Origin of the sequence: Streptomyces sp. NBC_00012 (assembly GCF_045040875.1) — a bacterium.
Classification (GTDB): Bacteria; Actinomycetota; Actinomycetes; order Streptomycetales; family Streptomycetaceae; genus Streptomyces.
The window spans coordinates 568,771-595,428 of the sequence record NZ_CP108309.1 but is presented as its reverse complement, the minus strand read 5'-3'; the positions used below and the strand labels follow the sequence as shown (position 1 = coordinate 595,428).

Below are 26,658 nucleotides of genomic sequence, written 5' to 3'. Positions count from 1 at the left end.
GTTGTCGTGGGGGAGAGCCCGGGGAGACCCTATCGCCCGACCGGGCCGTATCGAGTGGTGGTGCGGTGCCCGGTGGACGAATCGAATCCGGTTGCCGGGCTTCGGCCGGGCGGCCTTTCGGTGATTCTCGCTGGAGGACGCCCGGCCGGAAGCTGCTATGAGGCGTCGGCGGTGGTTGTCGGCAGGAGCGGCTCGATGGTTCCGCGGCCCTGATCGGCGCCCATGTTGGGCGGGTTGCCGACCGGGTTTCCGTACAGATCCCGGTTCGGAGAGCCCGGCACGGGAGTGCCCGCGCGCAGGGCGGGGGAGCCGGAGCGCAGGCGCAGGCCCAGGGGCAGGGCGCCGGTGGGGTCGGAGAGCAGCGGGTCGGCGCTGGTGCCGCCGGGGTTCGCGGGCGCGCCGACCGTGTTCACGAGGGTGTTGTGGTTGAGGGTGACGCCGCCGCTCTTCAGGTTGAAGGAGGCGGTGCCGGAGCCTTCCTTGACCACGATGTTGTTCGTGAAGGAGATTTCGTGCCTGTCGGTGGTGTTCTCGTTGACGACGGTCTGACTGACGCCTTCGCCGATGTAGATCGTGTTGTTGTGGAAGCGGACGTCGTCGAAGGAGCCGCGGCAGGTCTCGATGGAGCGGAAGTGGTCGTTGCGGCTGATGTTGTAGCGGATGACCGCGTTGCCGAGCTTGCCGGTGGCGGTGCAGACGAGGAAGAATCCGCCGGCGTTGTCGTGGCTGACGTTGTACTGGAAGACGGTGCCGAAGGTGCCTTCGTCGACGTCGTACGCCATGCCGTCGCGGGTGGTCTCGCCGCCGGACACCTCGTTGTACTGGAAGACGGTGTTGTCGGCGTTCCACGGCCACATGCCCGCGTTGTAGCCGGCCGAGCGGCGCTGGAAGCCGTCGAGGCGGTTGTGCTCGACCAGGGTTCTGTCGGTCGCGGTGATGACGATGCCGTCGCCGCCGAGGTCCTCGAGGGTGTTGCCGCGCGCCACGACGCGGGTGGAGGGCAGGTAGGCGGGCCCGTTCGGGTCGTAGTCGCCGTGCACCGGGCGGTTGTTCCAGGTGGAGGCGAAGTAGATGCCTTCACGGTCGACGGTGCGGACGGTGTTGCCGGAGACGACGACGTCGTCGAACCTGGTCGGCTTCTTCGAGCCCGTGACGGAGAAGAGGATGCCCGCCGAGCCCTCGGTGCCCTTGGTGTCGTCGCCGAGGATGTCGTGGATGTCGAGGCCGGTGAGCCGGTAGTGGGTGCCGGTGCCGAAGTCGTCCAACTGGACCCGGACGCCACGCTTGTTGCGCCCGGGGTTGCCGGAGTTGGTGATCTCCAGGTCCTTCGCCTCGACCCACTGGGTGTTCTTCAGCAGCAGCGTCTCGGCATTGCCGCCGCCGTCGATCACGGGCTTGGCGCCAGAGCCGTACGCCCCGATCACCATGGGCTTGCCCTCCCGCCCCGAACCGTTCGGGGCAAGGGTTCCGGTACAGCTGCTGCCGCGCTTGAGCAGGATCGAGCTGCCGGTCCTCAGGTCCAGGCGGTTGACCTGGTCCAGGGTCCCCCAGGGCTGGCTGCGGGAGCCGTTCTCCTTTCCGGACGCGGCCCCGCAGTCGACGTACTGGACCTGCCGGGAACTGTCCCGGGGGGGCGTCCGACGCCGAGGCGGCCGGTGCCGTGGTTGCTGTCAGTGCGATGGCGACGAGCGCCGCACCTGCCGCGCATACGGCCTTGGAGCGGCATGGCAAGGGTACGTTCATCTGTCTCCGCTTTCCTATGGCTGTTTCCCTGCCGCTCGAAAGCGGCCGGCGGGGTGTGTGTTCGGTTCGCATGGAGAGGTTCGCGTGGAGAGGCGTCGCACGGTCGGCGAGCAGCCGCTGGAGGTCGGACGACGCGGGGCGCCGGCCGGGAGGCAGAGAGGGAACCGTCACCGGCTCCGGGCGTCAATCCTTGAGCCCAGTCCTCGAGGTCAACCCCCGAAGTCAGTCCTCGAACAGGGGCTTTCGGTGGCCTCCCGGCCGCTCTGGATGTGCTGCGGTGGCAGGTCGGCCCGCGCTACCGGATGCTGAGTTCGACCCGCACCGGCCGGTGGTCGGAGACCGTCACGTCCAGGACCTGGGCCCGCCGGGCCTCGACGCCCGGTGAGGTGAACACGTAGTCGATCCGCTCCTGCGGATTCCTCGAGTCGTACGTGAACCCGTCCCCCTTCCCGGCCACCGGCCAGGTGTCGGTCAGCCGCTCGGTCACCGAGGCGATCTCCGCGCTGTCCGGCGTCGCGTTGAGGTCGCCCACCAGCACCGTGGGAAGACGAGAGCCGTTCACGATCGCGTTGATCGCCGCCACCTGCGTACGCCGCTCGGCCTGCGAAGTGTGCTCCAGATGCGTGTTCAGGAAGCGCAGCTTCTTGCCCCGCACCATGAGGTCGGCCTCCAGCAGACCCCGCTGCTCACCCGTCTCCGAACGAGGGAGGAGCGTGTTGTGGGAGTTCACGATCGGGAAGCGCGACAGGATCGCCGTCCCGTACCGACGTCGGAGATTGCCAGGCTTCTCCGGGTCCAGGTCCAGGTTCGCTCCGAAGGCCAGATGAAGGTCCAGTCGCTCCGCGAGCCACTCCGCCTGATCGACGAAGTCGCTGCGCGATGCGAAGTGCCGGTCCACCTCCTGCAGGCCGATCACATCGGCCCCCGACTGCCTTACTGCCTGGGCGACATGATTCAGATTCAGAACATCGTCCGGATCCGCGCCGTGGTGCATGTTGAACGTCATCACCGTCACATCGCGTCCGGGCACCGCTGCCCGGGACGCCGACGCCGAAGCTGTCCCGGCAGCGGTCAGAGCCGCCGCCGCGGTCATCGCCGCCACCATGATCAACGCGCATCTGTCCCACACACGAGACACACCACACCTCCGAATCACACAGAAAATGAACACCAACTCACGGTGTTCCGAAGGTGGCTGAACATAACCGCGCTCAGTCAAACACTCAACCGGTGAATTCTTACGATTTGCCCGGTATATAGGGGAATGGTGCGATGGTCGTGTATGGGTGGTGCAAATTTTGGTCGCGCGGATCTCTTGACGTCATGGCCCCTCGCCCCGAACATATCCAAAGTCCTTTAATTAAAGGGGCTTTACTTACCCGGAGGCGAACTCTGTGGCCGAGCCGTTCCTGCCGCCGACCGACCCCCGCCGCCGTGCCGAACGCGGGCTGGCGCGGGTGTCCGCCCGTCGGCAGCCGCCCGAGCGCACCAAGGCGAGCACGCTGGACAGCAGGATCCACAACCGCGCGCTGGTCCTCGCGACGCTGTACCACCAGGGCGCGATGAGCAGATCGGAGCTCGCTCGGACCCTGGGCCTCACCGCCCCCACGGTGTCCGCGCTCATAGCCGAGCTGGAGGCCGACGGGCTCGTCGTCGACACCGGTCCCCGCAAGGGCGGTCGGCTCGGCAAGCCGGCGAGCGTGATGCGGATCGACGAAGACGCAGCCCACATCCTCACCCTGGACCTGTCGGGCAGCGAGTACTTCAGCGGCGCGGTCCTCAACCTCCGCGGTGATGTGGTCCGGCGTGCCCGCGTGCGGTACGGAGACATCGTCGGCGAACCTGCCATCGAACTGGTATTTGAGCTCGTCGGCGAGCTGATGGACCTCGCGCCACGGCGCATACTCGGCATCGGGGTCGGCTCGCCCGGCATCGTCGGCGACGCCGGAGTCATCCATCACGCGGCCCACCTGGGCTGGAGCGAACTGCCGCTCGCCGCACAGCTCTCCGAGCGGTTCGGTGTGCCGGCCTATGTCGGCAACGACGTGAACATCGCCGCACTCGCCGTGCTGCACTTCCGGAACGCCAAGACACAGAACCTCATGGTCATCACGATCGAGCACGGTGTGGGCGCGGGCCTGATCGTGGGCGGAGAACTCGTCGAGGGCGAGCAGTTCGCCGCCGGCGAGATCGGGCACGTAACCGTCGACGAGGACGGCGATCCTTGCATCTGCGGACATCGAGGATGCCTGGAACCACTGATCGACGCGGCCGAACTGCGCAGGCGTCTGGCCGGTCGTGACCCGTCCGAACACGACGCCGTACTCGCCGATGCGGGCCGGGCACTGGGCACCGTCCTCGCCCCGATCAGCAGCGTGCTCAACCTCAACGAGATCGCCCTGCTGGGACCGCCGGACCTCGTGGAGGGCCCCTTCCTCGACTCCGCGGCCGCGGTGATTCGGGCACGCACATACGCACCCATCAGTGCGTCGCTGACCATGCGGTCGTTCGCCGGCGACTCGGACCTCATCCTGCTCGGCGGGGCCAGCATCGTCCTCTCCGGCGAGCTGGGCGTGTGGTGAGACCCGAATCCGTGCCCGGCCACCGGCCTCGCTCCATACTCCCCGGAACCCGCTCCCGCCGGAGTCCCTTTCTCCCAGACCCCCTTTTCTCCAGGAGTTTCCATGACACGTAAAGGCATGCGGTACAGCGCACTCGTGGCCGTCACCCTCACTGCGGCCCTCGGCGCGAGTGCCTGTTCGGGGTCGGCGGGCCGAGGACCGGGCGGCGACACGAAGCCCCGGGCGGTCCCCATGGTCAAGGGCGAGGGCAAGACCCTGACCGTGTGGGTGATGGACGGCGACTACTCCGACGCCACGCTCAAGGCGATGAACGACCGGTTCGGCCGGCAGACCGGCGCCAAGGTGAAGGTGGAGGTCCAGAACTGGGACGGCATCACCACCAAGATCACTACTGCGCTCGCGACCTCGACCCCGCCGGACGTCATCGACATAGGCAACACGCAGGTGGCGAGCTTCGCCGCCAGCGGAGGGCTGATGGACCTCACCCCGTACACCAAGGATCTCAGGCAGGGCCAGTCCTGGCTGGCTGGCCTCGAGGAGCCCGCGACAGTGGATGGAGGACTGTACGCCGTGCCCTCGTTCGCCGGCGCCCGTGCGGTGATCTACAACAAGAAGATCTGGGCCGAGGCGGGGGTGACGACCGTCCCCACCACCTTCGGTGAACTGACCAGTGCCCTGCGCAAGATACGTGCCGGAAACCCGGCTCCCGACTTCTCGCCCTTCTACCTGCCGGGCCGGTACTGGCACACCGGTGTGCAGTTCGTGTGGGACGCGGGCGGCGACATCGCGTCCAAGAAGGGCTCCACCTGGAAGGGGACGCTCGGCACCGAAGCGGCACAGCGCGGCCTGAACGAGTACAAGCAGTTCCAGAACGAGTTCTCCGCACCGTCCACCCGCACCATCGACACGCTCAACCCCGACCAGACCCGGGTCTTCGCGGACGGCAAGGCGTCGGCGATGAGCGCGACCAACGCCACGATCGCCCTCATCAAGAAGGCCAACCCCGCCTTCAAGGAATCCGACCTCGGGACCTTCCCGTTCCCGGGCAGCTCCGGCAAGTCCCAGCCCGTGATGCTCGGCGGCTCCGACTGGGGCATCGCCGCCAAGAGCGCAAACTCGGACCTCGCCCTGCAGTGGGTGAAGATCGCGACCGCGCCCGACGTGCAGAAGCGGTGGATCGCCGGCCACGACGGCTGGATCCCGAACAGCACGGGGGCGGTCAAGGCCGCCCGCGGCGAGGCCGATCCCCTGTTCCGGGGGTTCTTCGACGCGGCCCTGCGGTCCAAGGCCACCCCGGCCGCCGCCGACTGGGCGGCAGTGGAAGGAAACAAGGACATCGACAAGGTGTTCTCCTCCATCGCCTCCGGGACCGGCACTGCGAAGCAGGCGGCCGAGACATTCGACGAGACGGCGGGCAAGGTGCTCAATGCCCAGCACTGAGCAGACCGTCCGGGGCAACCCGAAGGCGGCCTTCCCACCCTCCACGACCGGGCACGCGGCCGATGCTCTGCCGAGGCGCCCCGGTGGTGCCGGAAGACGCACCGCATCCGCACGGCACCGCGGACCTTGGGTGGCGTGGTGGCTGCTGACCCCCGCCGGGCTGGTGATGCTGGCCGTAACCGTCGCGCCGATCGCCTTCCTCGTCTACGCCTCGTTCACCGACTACGACCAACGCTCCCTGTTCACCGGCGCGTTCGATGTCGTCGGCACCCGGCAGTACACCGACCTCCTGTCACAGTCGGACTTCTGGGACGCCCTGACCCGGACCGTCGTCTTCACCGCCGCGATGGTGGCGGGAAGCATCAGCGTGGGAGCAGGCGTCGCGCAGCTCCTCACCCGGCTCGGGGCGGCCATGCGCATGACCGTCACCATCGTCCTCATCCTCGCCTGGGCGATGCCGACGGTCGCGTCCTCCCTCGTGTGGAAGTGGCTCTTCCAGCCCGGATACGGCGTGGTCAACTGGCTGCTCACACAGACCGGTCTGTTCGGCGACATGACCAATGCCGACTGGTCCAACAGCGCGCCCCTGGCCTATCTGTCCATCTGGCTGCTCATCGTCTGGCAGGCCGTGCCGTTCATCGCGCTCACCCTGTATGCGGCGCTGAGCCAGATGCCGGTCGAGTTGCAGGAGGCCGCCCGGCTCGACGGGGCCGGCGAGTGGCGCCTGTGGTGGTCGGTCACCCTCCCGTTCCTCCGGCCGACACTGACATTGGTGACCCTGATGTCGGTGATCTGGGACTTCAATGTCTTCAACCAGATCTGGCTCGTCTCGGCCGGAGGACCCGACTCCGCCACGACCACGCTGGGAGTGTTCGCCTACCGGACCGCCTTCGTGGCCTTCCGCGTCGGCCAGGGCGCGGCGCTCTCCGTCGTCACGACCATCATGCTGCTCGCCGTCACCGCCATGTACATCCGACGCCTGCTGCGCTCCGGGGAGGACCTGTGACCATGCTCCGCACACGCGGTGCCCGCTCCACCGCGGCCCGGGGCCGGGTGCTCAGCAACAGCATCGCGATCGCGTTCTGTCTCGTATGGCTGTTCCCGGTCTACTGGATGGTCAACACCGCGCTCAAGCCCCGCTCCGAGGCGATGACGGCGACGCCGAAGTTCTGGCCGGCCTCGCCCACCCTGCACAACTTCGATGTCGCGCTCAACCGGACGGGGTTCTGGACGAACCTGTGGAACAGCCTGCTCGTGGTCGGCGGAACAGTGGTGGTCGCCGTTGTGCTCGGCATGTTCGCGGCAGCCGCGGTCTCGCGGTTCCGGTTCCGGGGCCGGCGCACCGTCATGGTGGCGATCCTCGTGGCGCAGATGCTGCCGGGGACAGCCCTGCTCATCCCCACGTTCCTGGTCTTCAACGAGGCCGGGCTGCTGGGCACCTACACGGGCCTGATACTTGCCTACCTCGCGCTGGCACTGCCGTTCTCGATCTGGGTGATGCGGGGATTCTTCGCGGCCATTCCCGTCGAGATCGAGGAATCCGCCCGCCTCGACGGGGCCTCGACCTGGCAAGTCCTCTGGAAGATTCTCTTCCCGCTGGTGCTGCCGGGCGTGATCGCGTCGAGCATCTTCGCGTTCATCGCCGCCTGGAACGACTACCTGATCGCCTACACGTTCATGAAGGACCGGGGCCAGTACACCCTGCCGGTGTGGCTGGCATCCTTCACCAACCCCGCCAGCGGTACCGACTACAGCGCGCAGATGGCCGGTTCGGTCATTTTCTCCCTCCCGGTCGTCGTGTTCTTCCTCCTCATTCAACGCAAGTTGGTCTCCGGCATGTCGGCCGGAGCGGTGAAAGGATGACCCGCCCGATGCTTCTCCCTCGCCCCGCATCAATGCACCCCGGGACCGGCGAGTTCGTCCTCGACGCTTCGACCGGGATCACCGCCGCGCCGGAGCTGCGCACCACGGCCCGCTGGCTGCAGTCGGTCCTGCGGCCCTCCACCGGCCTGGACCTGCCGCTTGTGCCACCTTCGTCTCCTCGGTCCGAGGCGCGACACGTGATCGACCTGAGGCTGGGCGAGGACCTCGGCCCGGAGGCGTACCGGCTCCGGGCGACCTCCGACGGCATCGTCATCGAGGGCGGCGACCGTGCCGGCGCCTTCTACGGATGCCAGAGCCTGCTGCAGTCGCTGCCCGCCGAGGTCCATCGCCGGTCCGAGGTGACCGGGGTGCGGTGGGTGGTGCCCGCCGTACGCATCGAGGACGCACCGCGGTTCGCCTGGCGCGGCACGATGCTGGACGTGGCACGGCACTTCATGCCCAAGCACGACGTGCTGCGTTTCGTCGACCTGATGGCCATGCACCGTCTCAACACACTGCATCTGCACCTCACCGACGACCAGGGCTGGCGGGTGGAGATCCTGCGCCACCCGAGACTCACGGAGGTCGGCGCGTGGCGGCGCGAGTCCCAGCTCGGTGCGTCCCCCGACGCACCCGGGGACGGGCGGCCGCACGGCGGCTTCTACACCCAGGACGACATCCGGGAGATCGTCGGCTACGCGGCACAGCGGCACATCACCGTCGTCCCCGAGATCGACGTGCCCGGGCACTCCCAGGCCGCGATCGCGGCCTGTCCCGAACTGGGAGTCGGCGGTGAGCAGTCGGAAGTCTGGACGCGGTGGGGAGTCAACCCCCGCGTCCTCAACGCCGAGGAGTCGACCGTCGACTTCTTCCGGGACGTCCTCGACGAGATCATGGATCTCTTCCCCGGCCCGGTCGTCGGAGTGGGCGGCGACGAATGCCCCACGACCGAGTGGAGCGAGGACGGGCGCACACAGGAATTGATGCGCGAACGCGGGCTGCGCCACGAGAACGAGCTGCGGTCCTGGTTCGTGCGGCAACTCGGCTCGCACGTCACCTCGCGCGGTCGACGGCTCCTCGGCTGGGACGACCTGCTGGAGGACGAGGTACCGGCAGGAACCGTGGTCGCCTCGTGGCGCGGCATGACCGGCGCGGTCACCGCGGCGCGCAGGGGCCTGCAGGTGATCGCCTGCCCGGACGACCAGGTGTATCTCGACTACCGGCAGTCCGACCGGTCCGACGAGCCGATCCCCGTGGCCGTGCCCGTCACGGTGGAAACGGCGTACGCATTCGACCCGGTGCCGCCCGAGCTGACGGACGCGGAGCGCGCGCACGTCCTGGGCGGCCAGGCCAACATCTGGACCGAGCACATGGACTCGCCACGGACCGTCGACTACTTCGCGTTCCCTCGCCTGTGCGCAGTCGCCGAGGCGTTGTGGACCACCGGTGACCGCCGGTACGAGGAGTTCCGTGGCCGCCTGGACCACCATCTGGCCCGTCTGGACGCCGTCGGGGTCGAGTACCGCCGCGAGACCGGCCCCCTGCCGTGGCAGACCCGTCCGGGCATCGAGGGACGACCGTCGACCCTCGCCGAGCGGGAGGCATTCATCGACGAGCTCGTGGCCGACATCAAGTCCTAGCTAGTCACGCGGACATCAAGTCCCGGCCAGACGGACATCGAGTCCTGGGCACGCGCTGTCACGGGGCGGTCGGACCACTGGCGATGGCCGGAACGTCCTGTTCCGGCCATCGCCAGTGATCACGGACCGGTCAGTGGGCGTTCTCGGTGGGCCGGATGTCTCGCGGGATCCAGGCCCAGGCCGCCGCGGCGGCGATCAGGGCCAGGACCGACCCGACGGCGAAGGCCGGGGTCATGCCGTGGGTGAAGGCGCCGGCGACCTGTTCCAGGAGCGAGGCGCCGTGGGCGCCGCCGATTTCCTGGGCGGTATGGGCTCCCTCGCCGACCGAGTTGTGTGCCGCGGCCGGCGCGGAGGCGGGCAGGCTGCTTCGGTACAGGGCTCCGGCCAGGGAGCCGAGGGAGGCCACGCCGAGGGCGGCGCCGAGTTCGTAGCAGGTCTCCTCGATGGCTGCCGCACCGCTGACGTGCTCGTTGGGAGTGGCAGCCATCAGGGTGACCGAAGCCACTGTCGTGGCGAGGCCGGCGCCGAAACCGATCAGCGCGAGGGCGGCCGCCATGACGGGGTAGCCGAGGTGGTCGTCACCGTCCTGGGCCAGCCAGGGCAGGACCAGCCCGGCGGCCATCAGGGCCAGACCGGACGCCATGACATGGCGGATCGGAAGGGTGCGCATGAGGGCCGGGGCGAGCAGCGAGGTGATCATCAGGGCCAGCGGCGCGGGCAGCACCCGCAGGCCCGCCTGGAGAGGCGAGTAGCCCTGCGCGTACTGGAACCACTGGGTGAGCAGGAACAACACCGCACCGAGTGCGACCATGCCCAGGAAGAGGACCGTCGCCGAGACGCTGAAGGCACGGCTGGCGAACAGGCGCACATGCAGCAGAGGGTGTGCCAGGCGCAACTGGCGGCGCACGAACAGCGTCAGGACGAAGGCGGCCAGCGCCAGCATCAGCCAGGGCAGGGGCGCGGTGATCCCACTCTTGCCCAGCTGCTTGATTCCGGCGGCCAGGGCGACCATGCCGATGACGGACTGGGCGACACCGGTCCAGTCCCAGCGTCCGGCGCGCGGCGCGAACGATTCGGGCAACAGCCAGGCGCCGAGGGTGATGACGGTCAGCGCGATGGGGATGTTGAGCAGGAAGGCCGACTGCCAGCCGTAGTCCTCGACCAGGAGGCCTCCCACGACCGGGCCCAGCGCCATACCGCCTCCCATGACCGCCGCCCACACCGCATACGCGAGCGCTCGCTCGCGGGCGTCGGTGAAGACGTGCCGAAGGATCGACAGCGTGGTCGGCATGATCGCGGCACCTCCGACACCGAGCAGTGCGCGGGCGGCGATCACATGCCACGCCTCGGTCGCGGCCACCGCGGCCAGCGAGGCCGCGGCGAACAGTGCGAATCCGATCAGCAGGAGCCGCTTGCGCCCCCATCGGTCGCCCAGTGCGCCGGCGGTCACCAGCAGTCCGGACAGGGCCAGCGCGTACACATCGATGATCCACAACTGCTCCACGGCGCCCGGCTGAAGATCGGCGACCAGTGAGGGGAATGCGACGTTGAGGATCGTGGTGTCCATGGCAATCAGCAGCAGGCTGCCGGAGAGGATCGCCAGGACGACCCAGCGGCGCGCGTGCACACGGTCTGCGACCGGGGCCACGGCGGGGCGGGACATTGAGACTCCAGTAGGTTGAGTAAGACGTTTGAGTCTTAAATGAGACATCAATGTATCACCGCGTGTCTGTGTATTCCATTCGGTGAGTCAGGGCGATGCCGGAGGACGTCCGCTTGTCGGCACAAGGTCATGGCCGCGGACGGGGGACACGGGCGCGGTTGAGTCCGCGGACAGGGGCACGGGCGTGGTCAGGTGGAAAGTGCAGGCCGCTCTGCACGGGGACGCGGATCACGCATTGCCCGCACTGCTCTGTCAGGCTTCGGGAGGGGCGATGTGCACCCCGGGCAAGATCTGTAGGACGTCGGAACCGGAGCCGCGTCGTGCAGCCCCGGCCACGTGCTGATGGGCGCGGACGACCGTGGAGTCGGCGGCGGCGTCCCGGCCGCGGAAGCCCTCGGCGTCGGCCCGGGGCCGGTGGACGGCTGAGCGCTCCTCGCAGGTGCCGCCCGCTGCCCATCTCCGCAGCCGGTCGCGGACGCCTTCCCGTGACCCGAAGCGGTCGGGCGGTCCATCCGTGGTGCTCCGGTGCGGTGCTCGAAACGTGATCGTGTAGATCAGCTGCGGGTGATCCACGCACAGGTCATCCGAAAGGGACAGCCCTCAGATCGGCGCCGATTCCACTCTGCCGGTGGCCCTGCCGCCGATGTGTCCTGCGAGCCATTCGACGCGGCGCTCGCTGCCGTCGGCGCCATCTGTGTGCACGTGAACGGTGTGGTCCTGCGACGGCTCATCCTGATACAGGTCTCGGGAGCCGACCGTGAGGGTGAGGTAGGCGTACTTCTGAGAAACAGCCTCCAACTCCGCCTCCGGCACCTCGGGCCATGCATTCAGATCCCAGCGGACGGCCGCTGAAGTACCGGCCACGGCGGAGATGAATGGTTCGGCACGGTCCATCGGCCGACACCAGTCGAACACCCTTATCGGCAGGCATGCCGCCGGATCGTCGCCAGTTTCCGAAGATCCGTGCTCCTTGCCCTCCGCAGCCCACCATTCGAGGTCGGGCAGCACGTCCTGAACCCGTCTCAAGGCCTCCGGTGAGTGGATCGTCGCCTCGAAGTCGACCTCGGCGCCGGTGACGTCGGCGACCGCCAGGAGAGCTCGAACGGCCTGAATCGCCTTATCCAGCTCGGCTGTGATGAAGATGGCGGCCGCTACGGAGTTGCTCATGGACGAAGCCTTGCATGAACCGGAGGAACATCGTCATGGGGGGGATCACACCCCTCACGTCTGCTGCAGCCCGCCGTTCGTCGGCCGGGTCCACCTCGCGCGTGCGGAGAGTGACAGCGATGGCCGGCTGTCCGGCCGAACGGCTGACAGTCGATCAAGAGTGCCCTACCGTCATCCCGTGTACACGCTATCGCCTGAGGATCCCTCACACATCGGGCCGTACTTGCTCATCGGCCGCCTCGGAGCCGGTGGCATGGGGCGGGTGTACCTGGCCCGTTCCGAGGGCGGCCGCACCGTGGCGGTCAAGGTGGTACACGACGGTTTCGTACACAGCCCGGAGTTCCGGCGACGGTTCGCCCAGGAGGTCGAGTCCGCGCGCAAGGTCGGCGGGAGCTGGACCGCACCGGTGCTCGATGCGGACACCGAAGGTCCGGTGCCCTGGGTCGCCACCGGATACATCCCGGGCCCCGACCTGCACACCGTGGTGTCGGGGGAGTACGGGCCGCTGCCACTGGCATCGGTTCTCGCCCTGGCCAACGGGCTCGCCCGGGCACTCGGTGACATCCACGACGCCGGTCTGGTCCACCGCGACCTGAAGCCGTCCAACGTCCTGCTCACCGTCGACGGGCCGCGCGTCATCGACTTCGGCATCGCGCGTGCTTCGGTGACCCCGGTCGACGGCTTCCTCACCAGGACCGGAGCCGTGATCGGATCGCCGGGCTTCATGTCGCCCGAGCAGGTCCGGGGCGAACGGCGGCTCGGCCCGGCCTCGGACGTCTTCTGCCTGGGTACGGTCCTCCACTACGCCGCCACCGGCCGGACCCCGTTCGGTGCCCTGAACCGTGGCGCCCACGCGCTGATGTTCCGGATCGTCGAGGAGGAGGCGGACCTGACGGGACTGCAGTCCCCGCTGGCCGAACTGGTGCGGGACTGCCTGGACAAGGACCCCCGGAACAGGCCTGCGACGGGTGAGATCGCCGACCGCACCGAGCCCTGGTCCTCCGACGCCCGTCCCGCCTGGCTGCCTGCCGAACTGCTCGCCAGGCTCGGCTCCCAGGCGGGGCGCCTCCTGGACCAGGACGCCCCTGGACGGGTGGTCACGCCGGCGGTGGTGCTGCAATCAGAGGCGGAGCCCGAAGCGAAGGGGGAATCCGAGCTCGAATGGGAGCCGGAAGCGGAGGCAATACCAAGTCCGGAACCGGACTCCGAGCCGGACTCCGAGCCGGACTCCGAGCCGGACTCCGTCCCGGACCTCGGCCCCGTTTCGCAGCCGCAGTCGGAGACGGAGTTGGAGCCGGGCCCGCAGGACGGGACGACGCCCGGGGTGGCAGCGCAGCACCCTCGGAGACCGGAGCGGCTGCGGCGGGGGATCGCGCTTGCCGCAGGACTGCTCGTCCTCACCGGCGCGGGCGTGGTGCTCGCTCCGATGCTGGGCGAAGGCGACACGAAGGGAGACGGCGATCGCACGCCGGGGCGGACGACCTCGGCCACGCCGTCCGCCCGTAACACTTCCGGTTTCGTGGGGACCTGGTCGGGCGAGGTGACGGACAGTGCGGAGAAGGGCGGCATTCGGTTCGTCCGTTTCACGATCGAGAAGAGGACCACAGGCACGTGGGACAGGGCGAATTTCGTCCTGCAATACCCTGAGCGGGTCTGCCTCGGAGAGATCAGCGCCATGGTTGTCGAGGGCCGCCGCACAGCAGTGACGCACCAGGATCTGGACGCGACCGACATGGACCAGGGGCCCTCCTGCTCACCGGACACCCAGACGCTCACCCTCAAGGGCGAAGCTCTGGAGTGGCGCGCCGGAGACAGCAAGGCCCTTCTGCGCAAGGACCCCCCAGCACATCCGAGCAAGAAGATCCTGCAGACGTACGTGGGATCTTGGACGACGTCGGACACCAACCCGCCGATGAGTCTCCATATCCGCGACCTGGAGCCGGGAGCGGAGCTCGAGTTCTCCGCGGGCGAGGGCAGCCGGTGGTGCGGTGTGACGGCCGTCGCCACCGTGGTCGCTCAGGACAGGCTCTTTGCCGCGGTGAAGGCACCCACGCAGCCGGACATGGGCATCTGCCACGGCCACGGCACCTTCGACATCCGTCCCGCCGGGCAGGACCGCATGCGGATTCTCACCCGGCGCGGCGCCCCCTACGTCTTCACCCGGACCGCGACCTAGGCTGTGTCCGTACCTTCGGGATCTTCCCGACAACAGAGCCCGCGTTGTCGCCACCGGCCATCACCGCACCTTCAGCCGAACCCCGACCAGCATGGCGAGGCCAGTAGGTTGGGGCCCATGTTCGCTCTGCATCCGCGCGTACTTGCCGGGAACTATCCAGCTGCATTCGCCTTCTACGCAGGCGTATTGCCCGAACTGACGGGGTACGTGCTCGCGTGCGGTGACGCGACGTCCGGGTACGCCAGTTGGGACGCGCCCGAGGGGGCCACCGCATTCGCCGTGATCCAGCGGGATGTGTTCGTGAGCGAGGTTCCGCCGGCTCCTCCGGAGGGCGGCGCGACCCTCGTGGTGCCCGTCGTGGACGCGGCGGCGGTGGACGCGGCGGTCGCGCTGTGCCGACGGCATGGCGGGGTTCTGGTGGCGCCGGCCCGGGACCTGCCGGGGTGGGGGCTGCGGGCGGCCCACCTGTGCGACCCGGACGGGAACCTGCTGGAGATCCAGGCGTACTGAGCGCCGCTCGGCGGCTCGCAGCCCACCGGCGGTTCTCCGCACGGGTGTCGGGGCCGAGTCGGTCGGCATCCGATGACACCGCTCTTGTCATCAGTTGTGGCGAGGTGTGTTGTCTGTGCGGTTGGGTTGTGCGGTGTCGAGATGTTTCGGCGGCAGCGTGCGAGACCGGGCGAGTGCGGCAGAGTTCAACAGCCGCCGCGCAGACTCCAGCGCGGCTGTGCGGAGCGAGGGTTCATCGGGTGATCGGCTTCGCGCCGGTCGCGGCGAGAGACAGGTCCCAGAGCCGGGCGGCCTCGTCGGGGTCGGTGGCGTACGTGCGCACGCCGCCGTCATCCATGGGCCGGCCAGGGGCGGAGACGCGGGCGACGTCACAGTCCTCGAGGTAGAGCCCGCCGCGGCCGTCGAGGAGCGGGGATGTGGCAGCCCACAGGCCGGTGGCGGCACCCTGGGAGGCGGTCTTGAAGCCGGCGCCGACCACGTTGCCGTGCTCGTCCACCCACCCGCGGTCGATCTGCTCCTGGAGCGTCATCTCCCGCTGGAGACCGGTGATGATCCTGCCTGGATGGAGGGCGAACGCCTGGACGCCGTCGTTGTGCCCGAGGGCGTCGAGGTGCACGGCGAACAGGGCGTTGGCGGTCTTGGACTGGCCGTAGGCCAGCCACTTGTCGTAGCCGGAACGGAAGTGCGGATCGTGCCAGCGGATGCCGGTCAGGGCATGTCCGGCGGAGCTGTTGACGACGACGCGCGCGCCGCCCGCGGCGGCCAGGAGCGGGTAGAGCTCGCAGGTGAGGGTGAAGTGACCGAAGTGGTTGGCGGTGAGCTGGCCTTCCCAGCCGGGCCCGACGCGCCGCTCGGGGGTGGCCATGACTCCGGCGACGGCCATCAGGAGGTCGATCCGGTCGAGACGGTCGCTGATGCGCGCGGCGGCTGAGCGGACGCTGCCGAGATCGGCCAGGTCCATGGGGATGACCTCGCAGCCCTCCACATCCTGGTGAGCGGCACGGGCGACGTGGGGACGGCGGGCGGGAACGATGACCCGGGCCCCGGCGGCCGTCAGAGCCCGAGTGGTCTCCAGGCCGAGCCCGGAGTAGCCCCCGGTCACCACAGCGGTCATACCGGAGAGGTCACGGCCCGTCACTATGTCCTTGGCGGTGGTGACGGCGGAGAAGGGCGAACCGAGCGGCTGCTGATCAGTAATGGTCATGCCGCTGACGCTACGATCTAGAGCTAGGTCTAGATCAAGTCCAGGAGTGGGAGGCATGACGATGACCGAAGCTGCCGCTCAGTCGCTGAGCATCGGCGAGGTGGCCCAGCGGACCGGCCTGAGCGTGCACGCCCTGCGCTTCTACGAGCGAGAGGGCCTGCTCGCCAGACCGGTCCAGCGCACATCGGGCGGCAGGCGCCGCTACACATCCTTCGATGTCGACTGGCTGCTGATCTGTGTCAAGCTCCGAGAATCCGGTATGCCGCTCGCCGACCTCAAACACTTCGCCGAACTGGTACGCCACGGACCGGGCAACGAGGCAGAACGACTGCGACTGCTCGACGCCCATCGACAGCGCGTCGACGCCCAGATCCGGGCGCTGGAGGAGTGCCGATCCCTCATCGCCTGGAAGGCCGGTGTCTACGCCGAGCACCTCGCCCGCGGCGAAGCCGGCGGGCTCTGGGACCCGACGGCCTGAGGCAAGCACGGACAGCCGCGCAGTGTGCCCCGTGACAACAATGACTCCGAGGTCGAGCCGTCGAACCGGTCCCACTCCCTGGAGTCGTTGCCCGTGATGAGGCTCCGCTCCCGCGTTCGTCCGCCGAGGCACCGCCTCCGAGCCCGTCGGCCGGATCGGTGCCCCTCGCCCTGTGGTCCGGCCTGATGCTGCAGTGGCTGGTGGAGCCGGAACACGACACGCACCGTCCACTGCTGACACGGTCGCCGAACTGCACTGCCTGGCAAAGGAATTGTGAACGGGGGCTCCGGCCCGCGACTCCTCACCCTGGGGATTCGAGGCCAGGCTCCTGGGTGGGCGGTTCGCCCGGAGGTGCAGGCTCACGTTGCCGATGCCGCTGACCCACGCCTCGGGGACCAGGAAGTCGGCCAGTTCGGTCAGGTGTCGCCGGAGTCGGCCGCGAGTATCTTGCCCACGCCTGTTGACCGGGCGACGCCGTGGACTGCCACGCAGATGCCGAAGACACGGCCGTAACCGGTCCAGCCGTTGACGCGGCCACGGTTGTTGCTGATCTGTAGCGGCCTCCCGGTTGGTGTCCGTTCACCCGGTGCGGTCGGTCAACGCAGAATTTCGACGTACCCGTCGGTTCCGTGCACGCGGATCCGCTGTCCGTCCCGGATCAGCCGGGTGGCCCGTTCCACGCCCACGACGGCCGGCAAGCTGTACTCCCGGGCGATCACTGAGCCATGGGTCATCAGCCCGCCCACCTCGGTCACCAGGCCCGCGATTCCGATGAACAGGGGCGACCAGCTGGGATCCGTGCAGGCCGTGACCAGGATGTCGCCCGCCTCAAGATCGGCCTCCGCCATGTCGAGGATGACGCGGGCTCTTCCCTCGACGGTCCCGGCGGAAACCGGAAGGCCGACCAGGGCACCCGCCGGCACGTCCTCGCGCCGGTACGCCCCGGTGACGGCCTCGCCATCCGAAGTGAGCACCCGGGGCGGTATGAGGGCGTGGTACGACCGGAACGCGTCCTTGCGCCGCTGGATGAGCTGAACATCCACCTGATCCGAGCGCACGGCGTCGCGGAACTCCTGGAACGTGAGGTAGAAGACGTCCTCCTTCTCGGGAAGCACGCCGGCCTGCACGAGGCGCTCCGCCTCTGCCAGCAATGCCTGCTTGTACACGAAGTAGCGGCTGACGACGCCGTACTTCGGGTACTCCCGGTACCCGATGAAGGTTCGGACCCGGTCGATCATCCGCTTGGCCTCGTCGGCCTTCAGGTTCCCGTCAGGCAGGGCCCGCAAGCGGGACAACACGTCCTGTTCCTTCCTCAGCGCCGCCCGCCGGCCCTCCTCGAAGCGTCGCTCGGCGGCACCCGGCCCGAATTCCTGACGTTGTCGAGGATCACCGGCACGAGCGTGGTGGGGCGCTCGCGCCAACGCGGCCGCGTGATCTCCGAGCGCCCGAGGTCACATCGTCGGCGCGAGCACGGGCCGGCCGTCGCGGCGTCGCTTGTACGTCGACAACGACACGCGCACGGTGTGCCCCTTGTTTCCGCAGGTAGTGGCCTTGGCCGACGATTCTGCGCCACCACCCGGGCCTTGCCGCAAGCCCCCCGGTGGGCAATATGTTGAGAGTGGCGGGGAGAGCGGTCTCCTTGCCTTTCTCTTTTGCTGTCCGCCTCTTTTTGCTGTCTGCTGGAATTGACAGGCACCTCGTGAAGCGGTGGCGCGCCGCGTACGGCAGGCGGCGGTGGCTCAGGCGAGGCCGACCGCAGTGGTGCCCTCCACTTGCCCGTCGGCCGGGGCGAGATTCGCGCCCGGCCGGGAAAGCCTTTCCTCTCTCCGGCCTGACCTCCTGGCGGCTCGCTTGCTCAGGCGACCGCGTCGACGAGCATCAGGCCCGCCACTCCCAGCAGAACGAAAGCGAAGAGCTTCTGCAGGGTCACGCCGGTGATCTTCGCCGCAAGCCGTTTGCCGTCCCAGGCGCCGAGGATCGCGGCTCCGGCGAACGGGGCGATCACCTCCCATCGCAGGTCGTCACCCGTGCCTGTCCGTGCGGTGAGTGCGGCCAGGGAATTGACGGTGATCACGAGGAGGCTGGTGCCCACGGCCTGCTTCATGCGCAGACCGAGGACACTTACCAGGGCGGGGACGGCGAGGAATCCGCCGCCCACGCCGAGGAAGCCGGTCACGGCACCGAGTCCGGCACCCGCTCCGACCGCTGTGACGGACCGTATCCGGTCCGGCGGTTCGGTGCGGGAGGGGCGCAGCATCCGCAGCGCGGCCAACGCGGCGATGACCGCGAACGCCGCAGTGAGAGCTACCTCCGGGAGGTGGCCGGCGGCCGCACCGGCGAGGAACGCCGGTATGACGCCGGCCGCTGCGAACAAGGTGCCCGTCTTCCATGCCACGTTGCGGTCGCGGGCATGGGCGTAAAGGGCGGAGGCCGAGGTGGCGGTGACGATGATCAGGCTGGCGGTGGTGGCCGATGCCGGTGAGAAGCCGAGCAGATAGATCAGAGCCGGTACGGCGAGGACGCTGCCTCCGCCGCCGAGGGCACCGAGGGCGAGACCGATGACGGCCCCGGCGACGAGGGCCAGAACGAGGGTGCTCACGCTATCGAGCCGCAGTTCCCGCGTTCGTCGACGACCGGGTGTCCGGCGGCGGCCCACGCGTTCATGCCGCCCTTGACGTCCACTGCATCCGCTCCCCGCTCGGTGAGGAGCTTTGCCGCGCGCTGCGAGCGCTGCCCGCTGCGGCAGATCACCACCAGAGGACGGCCCTGCGCCGCTGCCGGCAGCGCGGCGCCCGCGACCAGGTCGGTCAGCGGTGCGTGCACCGCGTCAGGGGCGTGGCCGGCCTTCCACTCCGGCTTCTCCCGCACGTCCAGCAGGACGGCTTCGGGCCGGTCGCCCGTGGTGCGGGTGCGCGCCTGGTCGATGGACAGGCGCTGTTCTTTTTTACGGAAGGGGAACATTGTCGATGTCACCTTTCTTGTTCGGGTGAGATCAGGCCCGGTTCGGGCCGGGTGCACTTCGGGTTCAGCAGCCGGTGACGATGGCCGGCCCGGCCTCGATGGCCGCACCGGAGCCGACGTCCGCTGCGGCGACGTGCCGTCCGGCTGCGTCCGGCAGCGGGGCGGTGATACCGGCTCGCGTACCGCCCGCGCAGTGCACCCGGACCGTGCCGACGGGCACCTCGCCGATGCGGCGGTGCGGCTGGTGGATCGGGATGAGGACCGAGCCTTCGATCCAGCCGTCCGTGCGTTCGGATTCATGGCGGACGTCCAGCACCGCGTACGCGGTGTGGTGCGGTGGAGGCGCTCCTTTCGAGTGAAATTACCCCCCGGGGTATGTTGTACACACTAACACTCTTACCCCCGGGGGTATGTTCGGAGTGTGGCGGCCGCCACGCGTGACCGTGCCCGCCGGTGGCGCAGGCAACGAGAGGAATGAGGTGGGACACCATGCCCTACGACAGCACTGTGAGGCTGGCCGGTTCCTTCGAGGAGATCACGAGGGCCGTCCGGCAGGCCCTGGCTGATCAGGGCTTCGGTGTCCTGACCGAGATCGACGTTCAGGCCACGCTCAAAGCCAGGCTCGATCACGACATGGAGCCGTACCTGATCCTCGGCGCCTGCAACCCGCCGCTGGCCCACCGCGCGCTGGAGGCCGATCGCTCGATCGGGCTTCTGCTCCCCTGCAACGTCGTGGTCCGTGCCGACGCCGACGGGGTGATCGTGCAGGCCATCGACCCCGGCACCATGGTCACCCTCACCGGCCTCGATGCCATGGCGCCCGTCGCGGAGGAGGCCGCCCGCCGCCCTTGACGCGGCCCTCGCCTCGCTCAAGGAGACCCACGCCTGATCACGCTGTCCGCTCCGCGGTGTGTCGCGTGCTGAGGAGTACGCGCCGCATCTGTACCGGCTGCCGTGCGGCGCCTCGCTGCCGTGCGACGCCTGGGTCGAGACGGACGGAGGCGGGCGGTGGAACTCCGGCCGCGTCCTGTGTGAAGCCGCGGCTTCCGCTGGGCTGACCCGCGTGCGCGCTGTCGGGATACGGCTCGCTGAACAGGCTCCAGGGGCTGCCCTGCTTCTTTCCCGCCAGGTCCCGGCTCGCCGCCGCCGCGGGGTGCGGCGGGCGTTCCCGCCCGGCTTCCGGTCCAGGCTTCGGTGCTGCGTGAATCCTCGTGGCCAGACGGCTGCCGGGGGCGCTCGGAGGTAGTGAGCGGGGTCGCGGCCGCGCGTTCGGCGAGCTGATTGTGGTTCCGACCGCTATCTCGTCACTCGTTTGGGTGACGACTGTGGGTGTCCTCGATCGTACGCTCAGTTGCGTGTGCATCGGGCGGGGAATCGCCCTGGCTCTATTGCCTGTTCCATTACTTGCCCTGGCTTCGCCTGGTTCTTGTTCCGGCGGCCACAACACACCCGCTTGCACATGTCCCGTTGTACGCCCCGGGCGGGAACGGTCGGCGCCCCGAGGGCGGGGTTGCCGGCGGTGGTGCCTTCGCCCCTCTTCCCCCGTCCCGTGACGTCGGCCGCTGCCCGCTGCCCGCTGCCCGCACAGGGTGGATGAAGCGGGTCCCAAGTCCCTCCCAAGTATCGCTCTGTGCAGAGGAGTTGCTTTGGTCGAGCGCTGTGCTTTCGTGTTTCCGGGGCAGGGGGGCTTACCTGCCCGCCGTTCTTGCCCGGCTCGCCCTTGATGAACCGCTCGTCGAGGAGACACTGCACCGTCTGGACGCCACGGCCGTCCGCCTCGGGCGGGGCGCCCCCTCCCGGCTTCTGCTCGACGAACGGGCGCCGACACTTTCCGAGCTGGTGGACGAAGCCCCGGCGGACCTGCACACGGCGCTGTTCGCCGCCGAGATGGTGCTGTTCCGAATACTGACAGAACGTCACGGAATGCTTCCCGACGTGCTGCTGGGGCACAGCTTCGGAGAGTTGGTTGCCCTGACCGCCGCTGGCGTGTACGGGCTGGAGGAAGGCATGGAACTGGTGGCCGCCCGCGACGAGGCGTTCGCCGCCTGCCCGCCGGAGCGTGGCGGAATGCTGGCACTGGAGACATCCGCCTCCCGGGCCGAGGGACTGCTGGTGGGTCTCGGGGAATGGGAGGTGGCCCTGGCCGCGGACAACAGTCCCCGTCAGTGCGTGGTGTCCGGCCCCGCCGAGCCCCTGGGCAGGGTACGGCGAGCCGCCGAGGCGATAGGCGTCAGGGCGACCGCGTTACGCGTCCCGTACGCCTTTCATCACCGCGTATTGGCCGCGGTGGCAGGCGACTTCACCCGTCGGGCGGCCTCGCTGCGGCCCGGCGCGACGCGGCACCTGCTGCACTCGGCGATCCTGGGGAGGCAGGTGGACGACACCGACGCGGTGGCGGACCTGGTCGCCGCCCACCTGGTGCGGCCCACACGGTTCACCAGCGCGGTCCGTCTGCTCCACGCGCAGGGCGTGGGAGTGTTCGTGGAGTGCGGACCCCGCGGTGTGCTGAGCGATCTCGTGATGGCGACGGTGCCGGACGTACGGGTTGTCGCGCCGCTGCGCCGCCGGGTGAGCGGACTGGAGCTGGCCGACGCACTGAGCGGCCTGACGAAGGCTGCCACGGCGTCCGCGGTCACCGGGGCCGGGGGCGCCCCGAGGCAGCGGGCGCCGCCGGGTCCGTTCCCGGTTCGGACGCCGGCAGCGAGGCTGAGGATGCTTCACCCGGAACGGAGGCGTTCCCGGACCGGCGGTCCGTCGTGGCCACGCTGCGGTCCCTGTACGCGGCGGCGTTGGGGTATCCGCCCGAGGTCCTGACCGGCCATGCCGATCTGGAAGCGGATCTGGGGGTGGACTCGATCAAGCAGACCGAACTGTTCGCCCGAGCCGCCGAACACTTCGGGCGCACCCTGCCGGCGGACGGCTCCCGCCTGACCAGCTACACCACACTGGACTCGCTCGCCGGGCTGTTGAGGACACTGCCCGCGGACGGCACGAACGCGGAGGTGCCGGCATGAGCGGCCGCTCGGACATGTCCGCAGCACGGGACCTCGACGGGAAGATCGCCCTGGTCACCGGGGGCGGCAAGGTGGTGGGCGCGGCCATCAGCCGTGAACTGGCCCGGCACGGAGCCCTCGTGGTGGTCAATGCCTTCCACTCGCCGCAGGCCGCCGAGGAGACCGTCGCGTCGATCCGTTCCGCCGGTGGCCGGGCGGAGATGCTGCGGGCCAGTTCGCCGAGGTGCGCATACCCGCACCCACCGCCGAGGGCGTCGACCGGGCCCAGCTCATGGCTCTGCAGGCCGTTGCCGCCCTCGTCCCCCCGGACGCCCGCCCTGGTGGGAGGGGCTGGGGGAGACCTGCGGGGTCTTCGCCGCCCACACCGGTGTTCCCGCGGGGTCGCCCGACATGACGGTCCGCTGCCACGCCGCTTCGCTGGCCGAGGCGGTGGGGCACCCGCTGCCCCGCGGACTCGACCGTGCCGCGCTGCGGAACGCCACCTCGGCGTTCCTCGACGCGGTGCGCGAACGGACCGGCCCCGGGGAGGACACTCTGGCCGGGCTGATGCCGAACGTGATCCCCGCCCGGGTCGCCGCCCTGCACGACCTGCACGGTCCTACGATGACCCTCGACTCCGGGCTCACCTCGGGCGCAGCGCACTCGGGGCCGCCGCCGCGCATCTGCGGCGCGGGGAACTGGAGTTGGCACTGGTGCTGGGCGTCAACGGCGTCACCGGGCCTCTGCTCACCCGCCTGTACGGCATCGACGGTTCCCGGAAGCCGGCGGAAGGGGCTTTCACCCTGGTGCTCACCCGGGCCTCCGTCTCCCGAGCCCGTGGCTGGCCCCTCCTCGCCGCCCTCGACACCCTGTTGAACCGGCTGCCCACCGGGCGCCACGAACCGGACGGGTGGAGCTACCTGGGAGCCGACGACCTGGTGGCTGCCCTACGGCACCTCGTCGCCCGAGACCCGGTGCCCGCATCGGCGGCCCCGACATCGGCGGTTTCGACCCGGCCCGACGAAAGCGCCCCGGCCCACGCCACCCGGCGGCACACCCTGAGCTGGGAGGCGGCCGGACGGTGCGGCACCGGTGCACGGCCGCTGCCGGCCCGCACCCTGGTGATCACCGGCCCCCGGTGCGCGCGCGCTCTGTGCGCCATTGTCGAGGCCGGCGTCCACTGCCGCCTGCTCGCCGTCGACGGGGACAAGGACCCGCAGCAGGCCGTCGGCCGCGTCCTGCGCGACAACCCGGAGGGGTTCCGGCATCTACGGGTCGTCGCCGATCTGCACTCCGCGCCTGCCTGGCCCGCCCCGCCCGCCGCCGACGTACTGGCCTTGCAGGAGGCGGCGTTCTGGGCCGTACGTCAGTCTCGCGACCGGATCGCCGCGGGCGGTACGGTCGCGGTAGGGGTGACCGCGCCGTTCGTCGGAGCGGAAGCCGCCCCGCATGCCCACCTGTTCACCGGCTTCGTCAAGTCCCTGGCCTGGGAACTGACCGGCTGCACCGTGCGCGCGGTGGTCGGCGACAGCAGCGAACCGCCGGCCGTACTGGCCGCTCTGGAGGACGAACTCGCCCGTCCGGCCGATGGGTTGCCCGTGGTCCGCCATCGCGGGAACACCCGCTTCGTCCAGCGGCTCACCGAGAACGACCCTCCCGTAACGGGCGAAGACCTGCCGCTCGCTCCCCGGGCGGTGGTCGTGGCGACGGGCGGCGCCCGCGGCATCACCGCCGCGTGCCTGCTCGCCCTCGCACGTGATGTGCCTCTGCGGCTCCGCCTGGTGGGGTCCAGCCGTCCCGACGAAGCACCGCACGACCTGCTGCACACCCCCGACCGGGAGCTGCCGGCGGCGCGCGCCCGCTACATCACCGACCAGCGCACCCGGACGCCGCGGCGTCCGGTGGGCGAGATCAGCGCCGCCTTCGACCGCCTCCTGCACGCCCGTGAGTCCGCGCTGACACTCAGGGCCCTGAGCGAATCGTGCGGCGCCGGCCAGGTCCACTTCCACACCTGCGATGTCACGGACGCGAACGCTGTACGTGCCCTGGCCGACGCCGTCCGCGACCAGGAGGGCCACGTCGACCTGCTCGTCAACGGCGCAGGGCTGCACCATCCGGGCGACATCACCCGCAAGACCCTGCCCGGCATGCGCCGTATCCGCGACGTCAAGCTGTCCGGCTACCACCATCTGCGCGCCGCGTTCACCGGCGCTCTCACCCCGCGCCTGTGGTGCAACTTCGGCTCGGTCACCGGCGTGGCCGCCGCCCACTGCGGCCCCGTGACCGTGGCCGCACTGCTCGCAGCACCCCGGGACGGCGTCCGGATCGGCATCGACATCGAGCACCTGGCCTCCCCTCCGCCACCGCACCTGCTGCGCTACGCCCTTCGCCCGCGCGAGGGCGCCGCGCTGGCCGAACGGCCCGCGACCGTGCAGAAGGAAGAGTTCCTCACGCTGTGGACGGCCAAGGAAGCCATCGCCAAGGCCCTGGGCTGGTCCCTGCTGCGTGCCCTCGTCGATGTGGAGATCACCCTGTGCCCCCGGCTCTCCCTGGCCCGGCTGGGGCAGGACCCGGCCCCTCTCGGCTGGCACTTGCTGCCCCTGAGCCTGCCCGGAACACCCCACACGGTCACGCTCGTCACCCATCACCGGTCACACCGCCCACGACGGGAGAGCACATGGACCTCACCGGCAAGACCGCACTGATCACCGGAGCCACCCGCGGCATCGGCCTGGCCATCGCCCACACCCTCCACGCCCACGGCGCCCGGCTCGTCATCACCGGCCGGTCCGAGGACAGCGGCCGAGCAGCCGTCGACCGGCTGGACGCCGGAGACGACGTCACCCTGTGCGTGGCCGACGCCACGACCGGGCCGAAGCCGAACGCGCGGTGGACGAGACGGTGGACCGCTACGGCCACCTCGACATCGTCGTCAACAACGTCGGTGGCGCCGCCGACTTCGCCACCGTCGCCGACATCAGCGACGACACCTGGCACCACACCCTCGCTCTCAACCTCGACTCCGCCCTCTACACCACCCGCCACGCCCTGACCCACTTGATCCCACAACGCTCCGGTCGCGTCATCAACATCTCCTCCATGGAAGGCCGCGACCCGGATCCCGGACTCTGCGCCTACGCCGCAGCCAAGCACGCGCTGATCGGGCTCACTCGGGTCCTGGCCAAAGAAGCGGGCCCGTACGGAGTCACCGCCAACTGCGTATGCCCCGGTGCGGTCGAGACCGACTGGTTCACCGAACAGGGACCCCGGGCCGCGCGCGTTCTCGGCACCGACTACCACGGCCTGGTCCGCCACTTCACCGCCCGCACCGCCACCGGCCGCCTGACCCGGCCGGAGGAGTTCGCCGCCGCCGTACTGCTCCTCGCCTCCCACGCCGGTTCCGGCATCACAGGCGCGTGCATCCCCGTCGACGGAGGTGCCACCGTGTGAAGCCCTCCCGGGCGGAGGTGTGCAGTTGTCACGTCTTCGTGGTCGTTACGGCGCAGCCGTTGCGGTTCCCGGGCAGCGCCCGTCCTTCCGCGACGACGAGTCCGCTGTCGGCGTCGACGACCACTCCACGCAGCACCTCGCCCGTTCTGCCTATGCTGCTGCGATGGGTCGGGATCTCACATTGTTCATGGCGGACTGGGAGCAGTTGGGGGCCGTGCCTGTCGAGAGCCGGGCCGAGGCACTGGACGACGCGATGTGGCCACCGGAGACCGACATCGACTACTCAGTGAGGTACGGACCGGCCGGTGGCTGGCTGTGGCCCCCGGACCGGGGGTCTGCGTGGTGTGCCGAGTACGTGTTCTTCACCACCACCGGCGCCTATCGCGAGCATGGCCGCGCGGGCGCCGCGTGGGCCGACATGCGTCCCCTCGTCGACGCATCCGCGCGCGACGCGATGGACACCTTTCTCGGCGGTCTGATCTGGGACGCGGATCCGGCCGATGATCCTGTGTTGACCGGTGGTGGAGGATTTTTCCCTCCGGTCACCGACCGCCTGCACCCGCACATCCTGCTGGTGTGCCCGCCCGGGGGAGTGACCCGCAAGGCCCGCGCGTGGAATCGCGTGGAGCCTCACCTCAAGGAGATGCGTGAGCCGTTCGCCGCCGAGTGCGAGGGCTGGGCAGGCCGCCCGGACACCTTCGAAGATTTCGCCGCGCTTCTGAGCGAATGGGGCGACGTGACGGTGGAGTCTGCCCGCCGGGGCTGGGGACTGGTGGGTCTGCCCTAGC

Annotated in this window: 20 protein-coding genes and 4 pseudogenes; 14 read left to right on the top strand and 10 right to left on the bottom strand. The window is 69.6% G+C overall.

Translation table 11 applies throughout. The annotated features are described in order from the left end of the window. Positions 1–155 precede the first annotated feature (155 nt). A complete protein-coding gene (locus OHA19_RS03020) occupies positions 156–1,427 on the bottom strand; it encodes a right-handed parallel beta-helix repeat-containing protein (RefSeq protein WP_405749314.1) in 1,272 nt (423 codons plus the stop codon). Between the two features lie 611 nt (positions 1,428–2,038). Further along, positions 2,039–2,836 (bottom strand): endonuclease/exonuclease/phosphatase family protein, encoded by a 798-nt coding sequence (locus OHA19_RS03015; RefSeq protein WP_405749312.1) that lies wholly within the window; start codon positions 2,834–2,836, stop codon positions 2,039–2,041. 301 nt (positions 2,837–3,137) lie between these two features. On the opposite strand from OHA19_RS03015, the gene OHA19_RS03010 reads away from it, so the two are divergent. The 5 genes from OHA19_RS03010 (at position 3,138) to OHA19_RS02990 (ending at position 9,268) form a co-directional block, all read left to right on the top strand. Then, on the top strand, positions 3,138–4,325 hold the full coding sequence (locus OHA19_RS03010) for an ROK family transcriptional regulator (protein ID WP_405720241.1): 1,188 nt from the start codon (positions 3,138–3,140) through the stop codon (positions 4,323–4,325). A gap of 102 nt (positions 4,326–4,427) precedes the next feature. Continuing rightward, the gene (locus OHA19_RS03005; RefSeq protein WP_405720243.1) at positions 4,428–5,765 is read left to right on the top strand and encodes an extracellular solute-binding protein; all 1,338 of its coding nucleotides are present in this window, start codon (positions 4,428–4,430) and stop codon (positions 5,763–5,765) included. Further along, positions 5,752–6,771, top strand: a complete 1,020-nt coding sequence (locus OHA19_RS03000; protein ID WP_405749310.1) for a carbohydrate ABC transporter permease — start codon at positions 5,752–5,754, stop codon at positions 6,769–6,771. The genes OHA19_RS03005 and OHA19_RS03000 overlap by 14 nt, the downstream gene beginning before the upstream one ends. A gap of 2 nt (positions 6,772–6,773) precedes the next feature. Further along, positions 6,774–7,628: a carbohydrate ABC transporter permease gene (locus OHA19_RS02995; RefSeq protein WP_405720247.1), complete on the top strand. Its 855-nt coding sequence runs from the start codon at positions 6,774–6,776 to the stop codon at positions 7,626–7,628. Positions 7,629–7,636: 8 nt separating this feature from the next. Continuing rightward, entirely contained in the window at positions 7,637–9,268 is a 1,632-nt protein-coding gene (locus tag OHA19_RS02990) for a beta-N-acetylhexosaminidase (protein ID WP_405720249.1), read from the top strand. A 130-nt stretch (positions 9,269–9,398) separates the two neighbouring features. On the opposite strand, the gene OHA19_RS02985 is transcribed toward OHA19_RS02990, so the two are convergent. From OHA19_RS02985 to OHA19_RS02975, 3 genes are all read right to left on the bottom strand, one after another. Next, positions 9,399–10,931 carry an MFS transporter gene (locus OHA19_RS02985; protein WP_405720251.1) on the bottom strand — a complete coding sequence of 511 codons (1,533 nt, stop codon included), beginning with the start codon at positions 10,929–10,931 and terminating at the stop codon, positions 9,399–9,401. A 252-nt stretch (positions 10,932–11,183) separates the two neighbouring features. Then, a complete protein-coding gene (locus OHA19_RS02980; RefSeq protein WP_405720253.1) occupies positions 11,184–11,504 on the bottom strand; it encodes a hypothetical protein in 321 nt (106 codons plus the stop codon). Positions 11,505–11,531: 27 nt separating this feature from the next. Next, the gene (locus tag OHA19_RS02975; protein WP_405720255.1) at positions 11,532–12,098 is read right to left on the bottom strand and encodes a hypothetical protein; all 567 of its coding nucleotides are present in this window, start codon (positions 12,096–12,098) and stop codon (positions 11,532–11,534) included. Between the two features lie 253 nt (positions 12,099–12,351). Here OHA19_RS02975 and OHA19_RS02970 point away from each other — a divergent pair, with 253 nt between their 5' ends. Further along, positions 12,352–14,274: a serine/threonine protein kinase gene (locus tag OHA19_RS02970; protein ID WP_405749308.1), complete on the top strand. Its 1,923-nt coding sequence runs from the start codon at positions 12,352–12,354 to the stop codon at positions 14,272–14,274. Positions 14,275–14,391: 117 nt separating this feature from the next. After that, a complete protein-coding gene (locus OHA19_RS02965; RefSeq protein WP_405749306.1) occupies positions 14,392–14,784 on the top strand; it encodes a VOC family protein in 393 nt (130 codons plus the stop codon). A gap of 232 nt (positions 14,785–15,016) precedes the next feature. Here OHA19_RS02965 and OHA19_RS02960 read toward each other — a convergent pair whose 3' ends face one another. Then, a complete protein-coding gene (locus OHA19_RS02960) occupies positions 15,017–15,988 on the bottom strand; it encodes an SDR family NAD(P)-dependent oxidoreductase (RefSeq protein WP_405720261.1) in 972 nt (323 codons plus the stop codon). 55 nt (positions 15,989–16,043) lie between these two features. Here OHA19_RS02960 and OHA19_RS02955 point away from each other — a divergent pair, with 55 nt between their 5' ends. After that, positions 16,044–16,466, top strand: coding sequence for a MerR family transcriptional regulator (locus OHA19_RS02955; protein ID WP_405720263.1), 423 nt, complete (start codon positions 16,044–16,046; stop codon positions 16,464–16,466). A gap of 596 nt (positions 16,467–17,062) precedes the next feature. Here OHA19_RS02955 and OHA19_RS02950 read toward each other — a convergent pair. From OHA19_RS02950 to OHA19_RS02935, 4 genes and pseudogenes are all read right to left on the bottom strand, one after another. Continuing rightward, positions 17,063–17,907 (bottom strand): annotated as a pseudogene (locus tag OHA19_RS02950) (PEP-utilizing enzyme); the annotation flags it as partial. A 414-nt stretch (positions 17,908–18,321) separates the two neighbouring features. After that, entirely contained in the window at positions 18,322–19,065 is a 744-nt protein-coding gene (locus OHA19_RS02945; protein WP_405720265.1) for a sulfite exporter TauE/SafE family protein, read from the bottom strand. Beyond that, positions 19,062–19,427: a rhodanese-like domain-containing protein gene (locus tag OHA19_RS02940; protein WP_405720267.1), complete on the bottom strand. Its 366-nt coding sequence runs from the start codon at positions 19,425–19,427 to the stop codon at positions 19,062–19,064. The genes OHA19_RS02945 and OHA19_RS02940 overlap by 4 nt, the downstream gene beginning before the upstream one ends. 64 nt (positions 19,428–19,491) lie before the next feature. Beyond that, positions 19,492–19,743, bottom strand: a pseudogene (locus OHA19_RS02935) (rhodanese-like domain-containing protein); the annotation flags it as partial. Between the two features lie 173 nt (positions 19,744–19,916). Here OHA19_RS02935 and OHA19_RS02930 point away from each other — a divergent pair. The 6 genes and pseudogenes from OHA19_RS02930 to OHA19_RS02905 all read left to right on the top strand — a co-directional run bounded on the left by OHA19_RS02930 (position 19,917) and on the right by OHA19_RS02905 (position 26,657). Beyond that, positions 19,917–20,316: pseudogene (locus OHA19_RS02930) on the top strand (DUF302 domain-containing protein). A 770-nt stretch (positions 20,317–21,086) separates the two neighbouring features. Then, a complete protein-coding gene (locus OHA19_RS02925; protein WP_405720269.1) occupies positions 21,087–22,241 on the top strand; it encodes an acyltransferase domain-containing protein in 1,155 nt (384 codons plus the stop codon). After that, a complete protein-coding gene (locus tag OHA19_RS02920) occupies positions 22,217–22,441 on the top strand; it encodes an acyl carrier protein (protein WP_405720271.1) in 225 nt (74 codons plus the stop codon). Before OHA19_RS02925 ends, OHA19_RS02920 begins: the two co-directional genes overlap by 25 nt. Positions 22,442–23,133: 692 nt before the next feature. Next, entirely contained in the window at positions 23,134–25,125 is a 1,992-nt protein-coding gene (locus OHA19_RS02915; protein ID WP_405753207.1) for an SDR family NAD(P)-dependent oxidoreductase, read from the top strand. Then, positions 25,098–25,870, top strand: a pseudogene (locus OHA19_RS02910) (SDR family NAD(P)-dependent oxidoreductase). Before OHA19_RS02915 ends, OHA19_RS02910 begins: the two are co-directional and overlap by 28 nt. A gap of 355 nt (positions 25,871–26,225) precedes the next feature. Next, the gene (locus OHA19_RS02905) at positions 26,226–26,657 is read left to right on the top strand and encodes a hypothetical protein (protein WP_405749304.1); all 432 of its coding nucleotides are present in this window, start codon (positions 26,226–26,228) and stop codon (positions 26,655–26,657) included. Position 26,658: the final 1 nt, after the last annotated feature.

What these genes read in the sequence shown, in the direction of transcription:
- OHA19_RS03020 (WP_405749314.1), bottom strand. Translation starts at nt 1,427, where the DNA reads ATGGTGATCGGGGCGTACGGCTCTGGCGCCAAGCCCGTGATCGACGGC.
- OHA19_RS03015 (WP_405749312.1), bottom strand. Translation starts at nt 2,836, where the DNA reads ATGACCGCGGCGGCGGCTCTGACCGCTGCCGGGACAGCTTCGGCGTCG.
- OHA19_RS03005 (WP_405720243.1), top strand. Translation starts at nt 4,428, where the DNA reads ATGACACGTAAAGGCATGCGGTACAGCGCACTCGTGGCCGTCACCCTC.
- OHA19_RS03000 (WP_405749310.1), top strand. Translation starts at nt 5,752, where the DNA reads ATGCCCAGCACTGAGCAGACCGTCCGGGGCAACCCGAAGGCGGCCTTC.
- OHA19_RS02995 (WP_405720247.1), top strand. Translation starts at nt 6,774, where the DNA reads ATGCTCCGCACACGCGGTGCCCGCTCCACCGCGGCCCGGGGCCGGGTG.
- OHA19_RS02990 (WP_405720249.1), top strand. Translation starts at nt 7,637, where the DNA reads ATGCTTCTCCCTCGCCCCGCATCAATGCACCCCGGGACCGGCGAGTTC.
- OHA19_RS02985 (WP_405720251.1), bottom strand. Translation starts at nt 10,931, where the DNA reads ATGTCCCGCCCCGCCGTGGCCCCGGTCGCAGACCGTGTGCACGCGCGC.
- OHA19_RS02975 (WP_405720255.1), bottom strand. Translation starts at nt 12,098, where the DNA reads ATGAGCAACTCCGTAGCGGCCGCCATCTTCATCACAGCCGAGCTGGAT.
- OHA19_RS02970 (WP_405749308.1), top strand. Translation starts at nt 12,352, where the DNA reads ATGGGGCGGGTGTACCTGGCCCGTTCCGAGGGCGGCCGCACCGTGGCG.
- OHA19_RS02965 (WP_405749306.1), top strand. Translation starts at nt 14,392, where the DNA reads ATGTTCGCTCTGCATCCGCGCGTACTTGCCGGGAACTATCCAGCTGCA.
- OHA19_RS02960 (WP_405720261.1), bottom strand. Translation starts at nt 15,988, where the DNA reads ATGACCATTACTGATCAGCAGCCGCTCGGTTCGCCCTTCTCCGCCGTC.
- OHA19_RS02955 (WP_405720263.1), top strand. Translation starts at nt 16,044, where the DNA reads ATGACGATGACCGAAGCTGCCGCTCAGTCGCTGAGCATCGGCGAGGTG.
- OHA19_RS02940 (WP_405720267.1), bottom strand. Translation starts at nt 19,427, where the DNA reads ATGTTCCCCTTCCGTAAAAAAGAACAGCGCCTGTCCATCGACCAGGCG.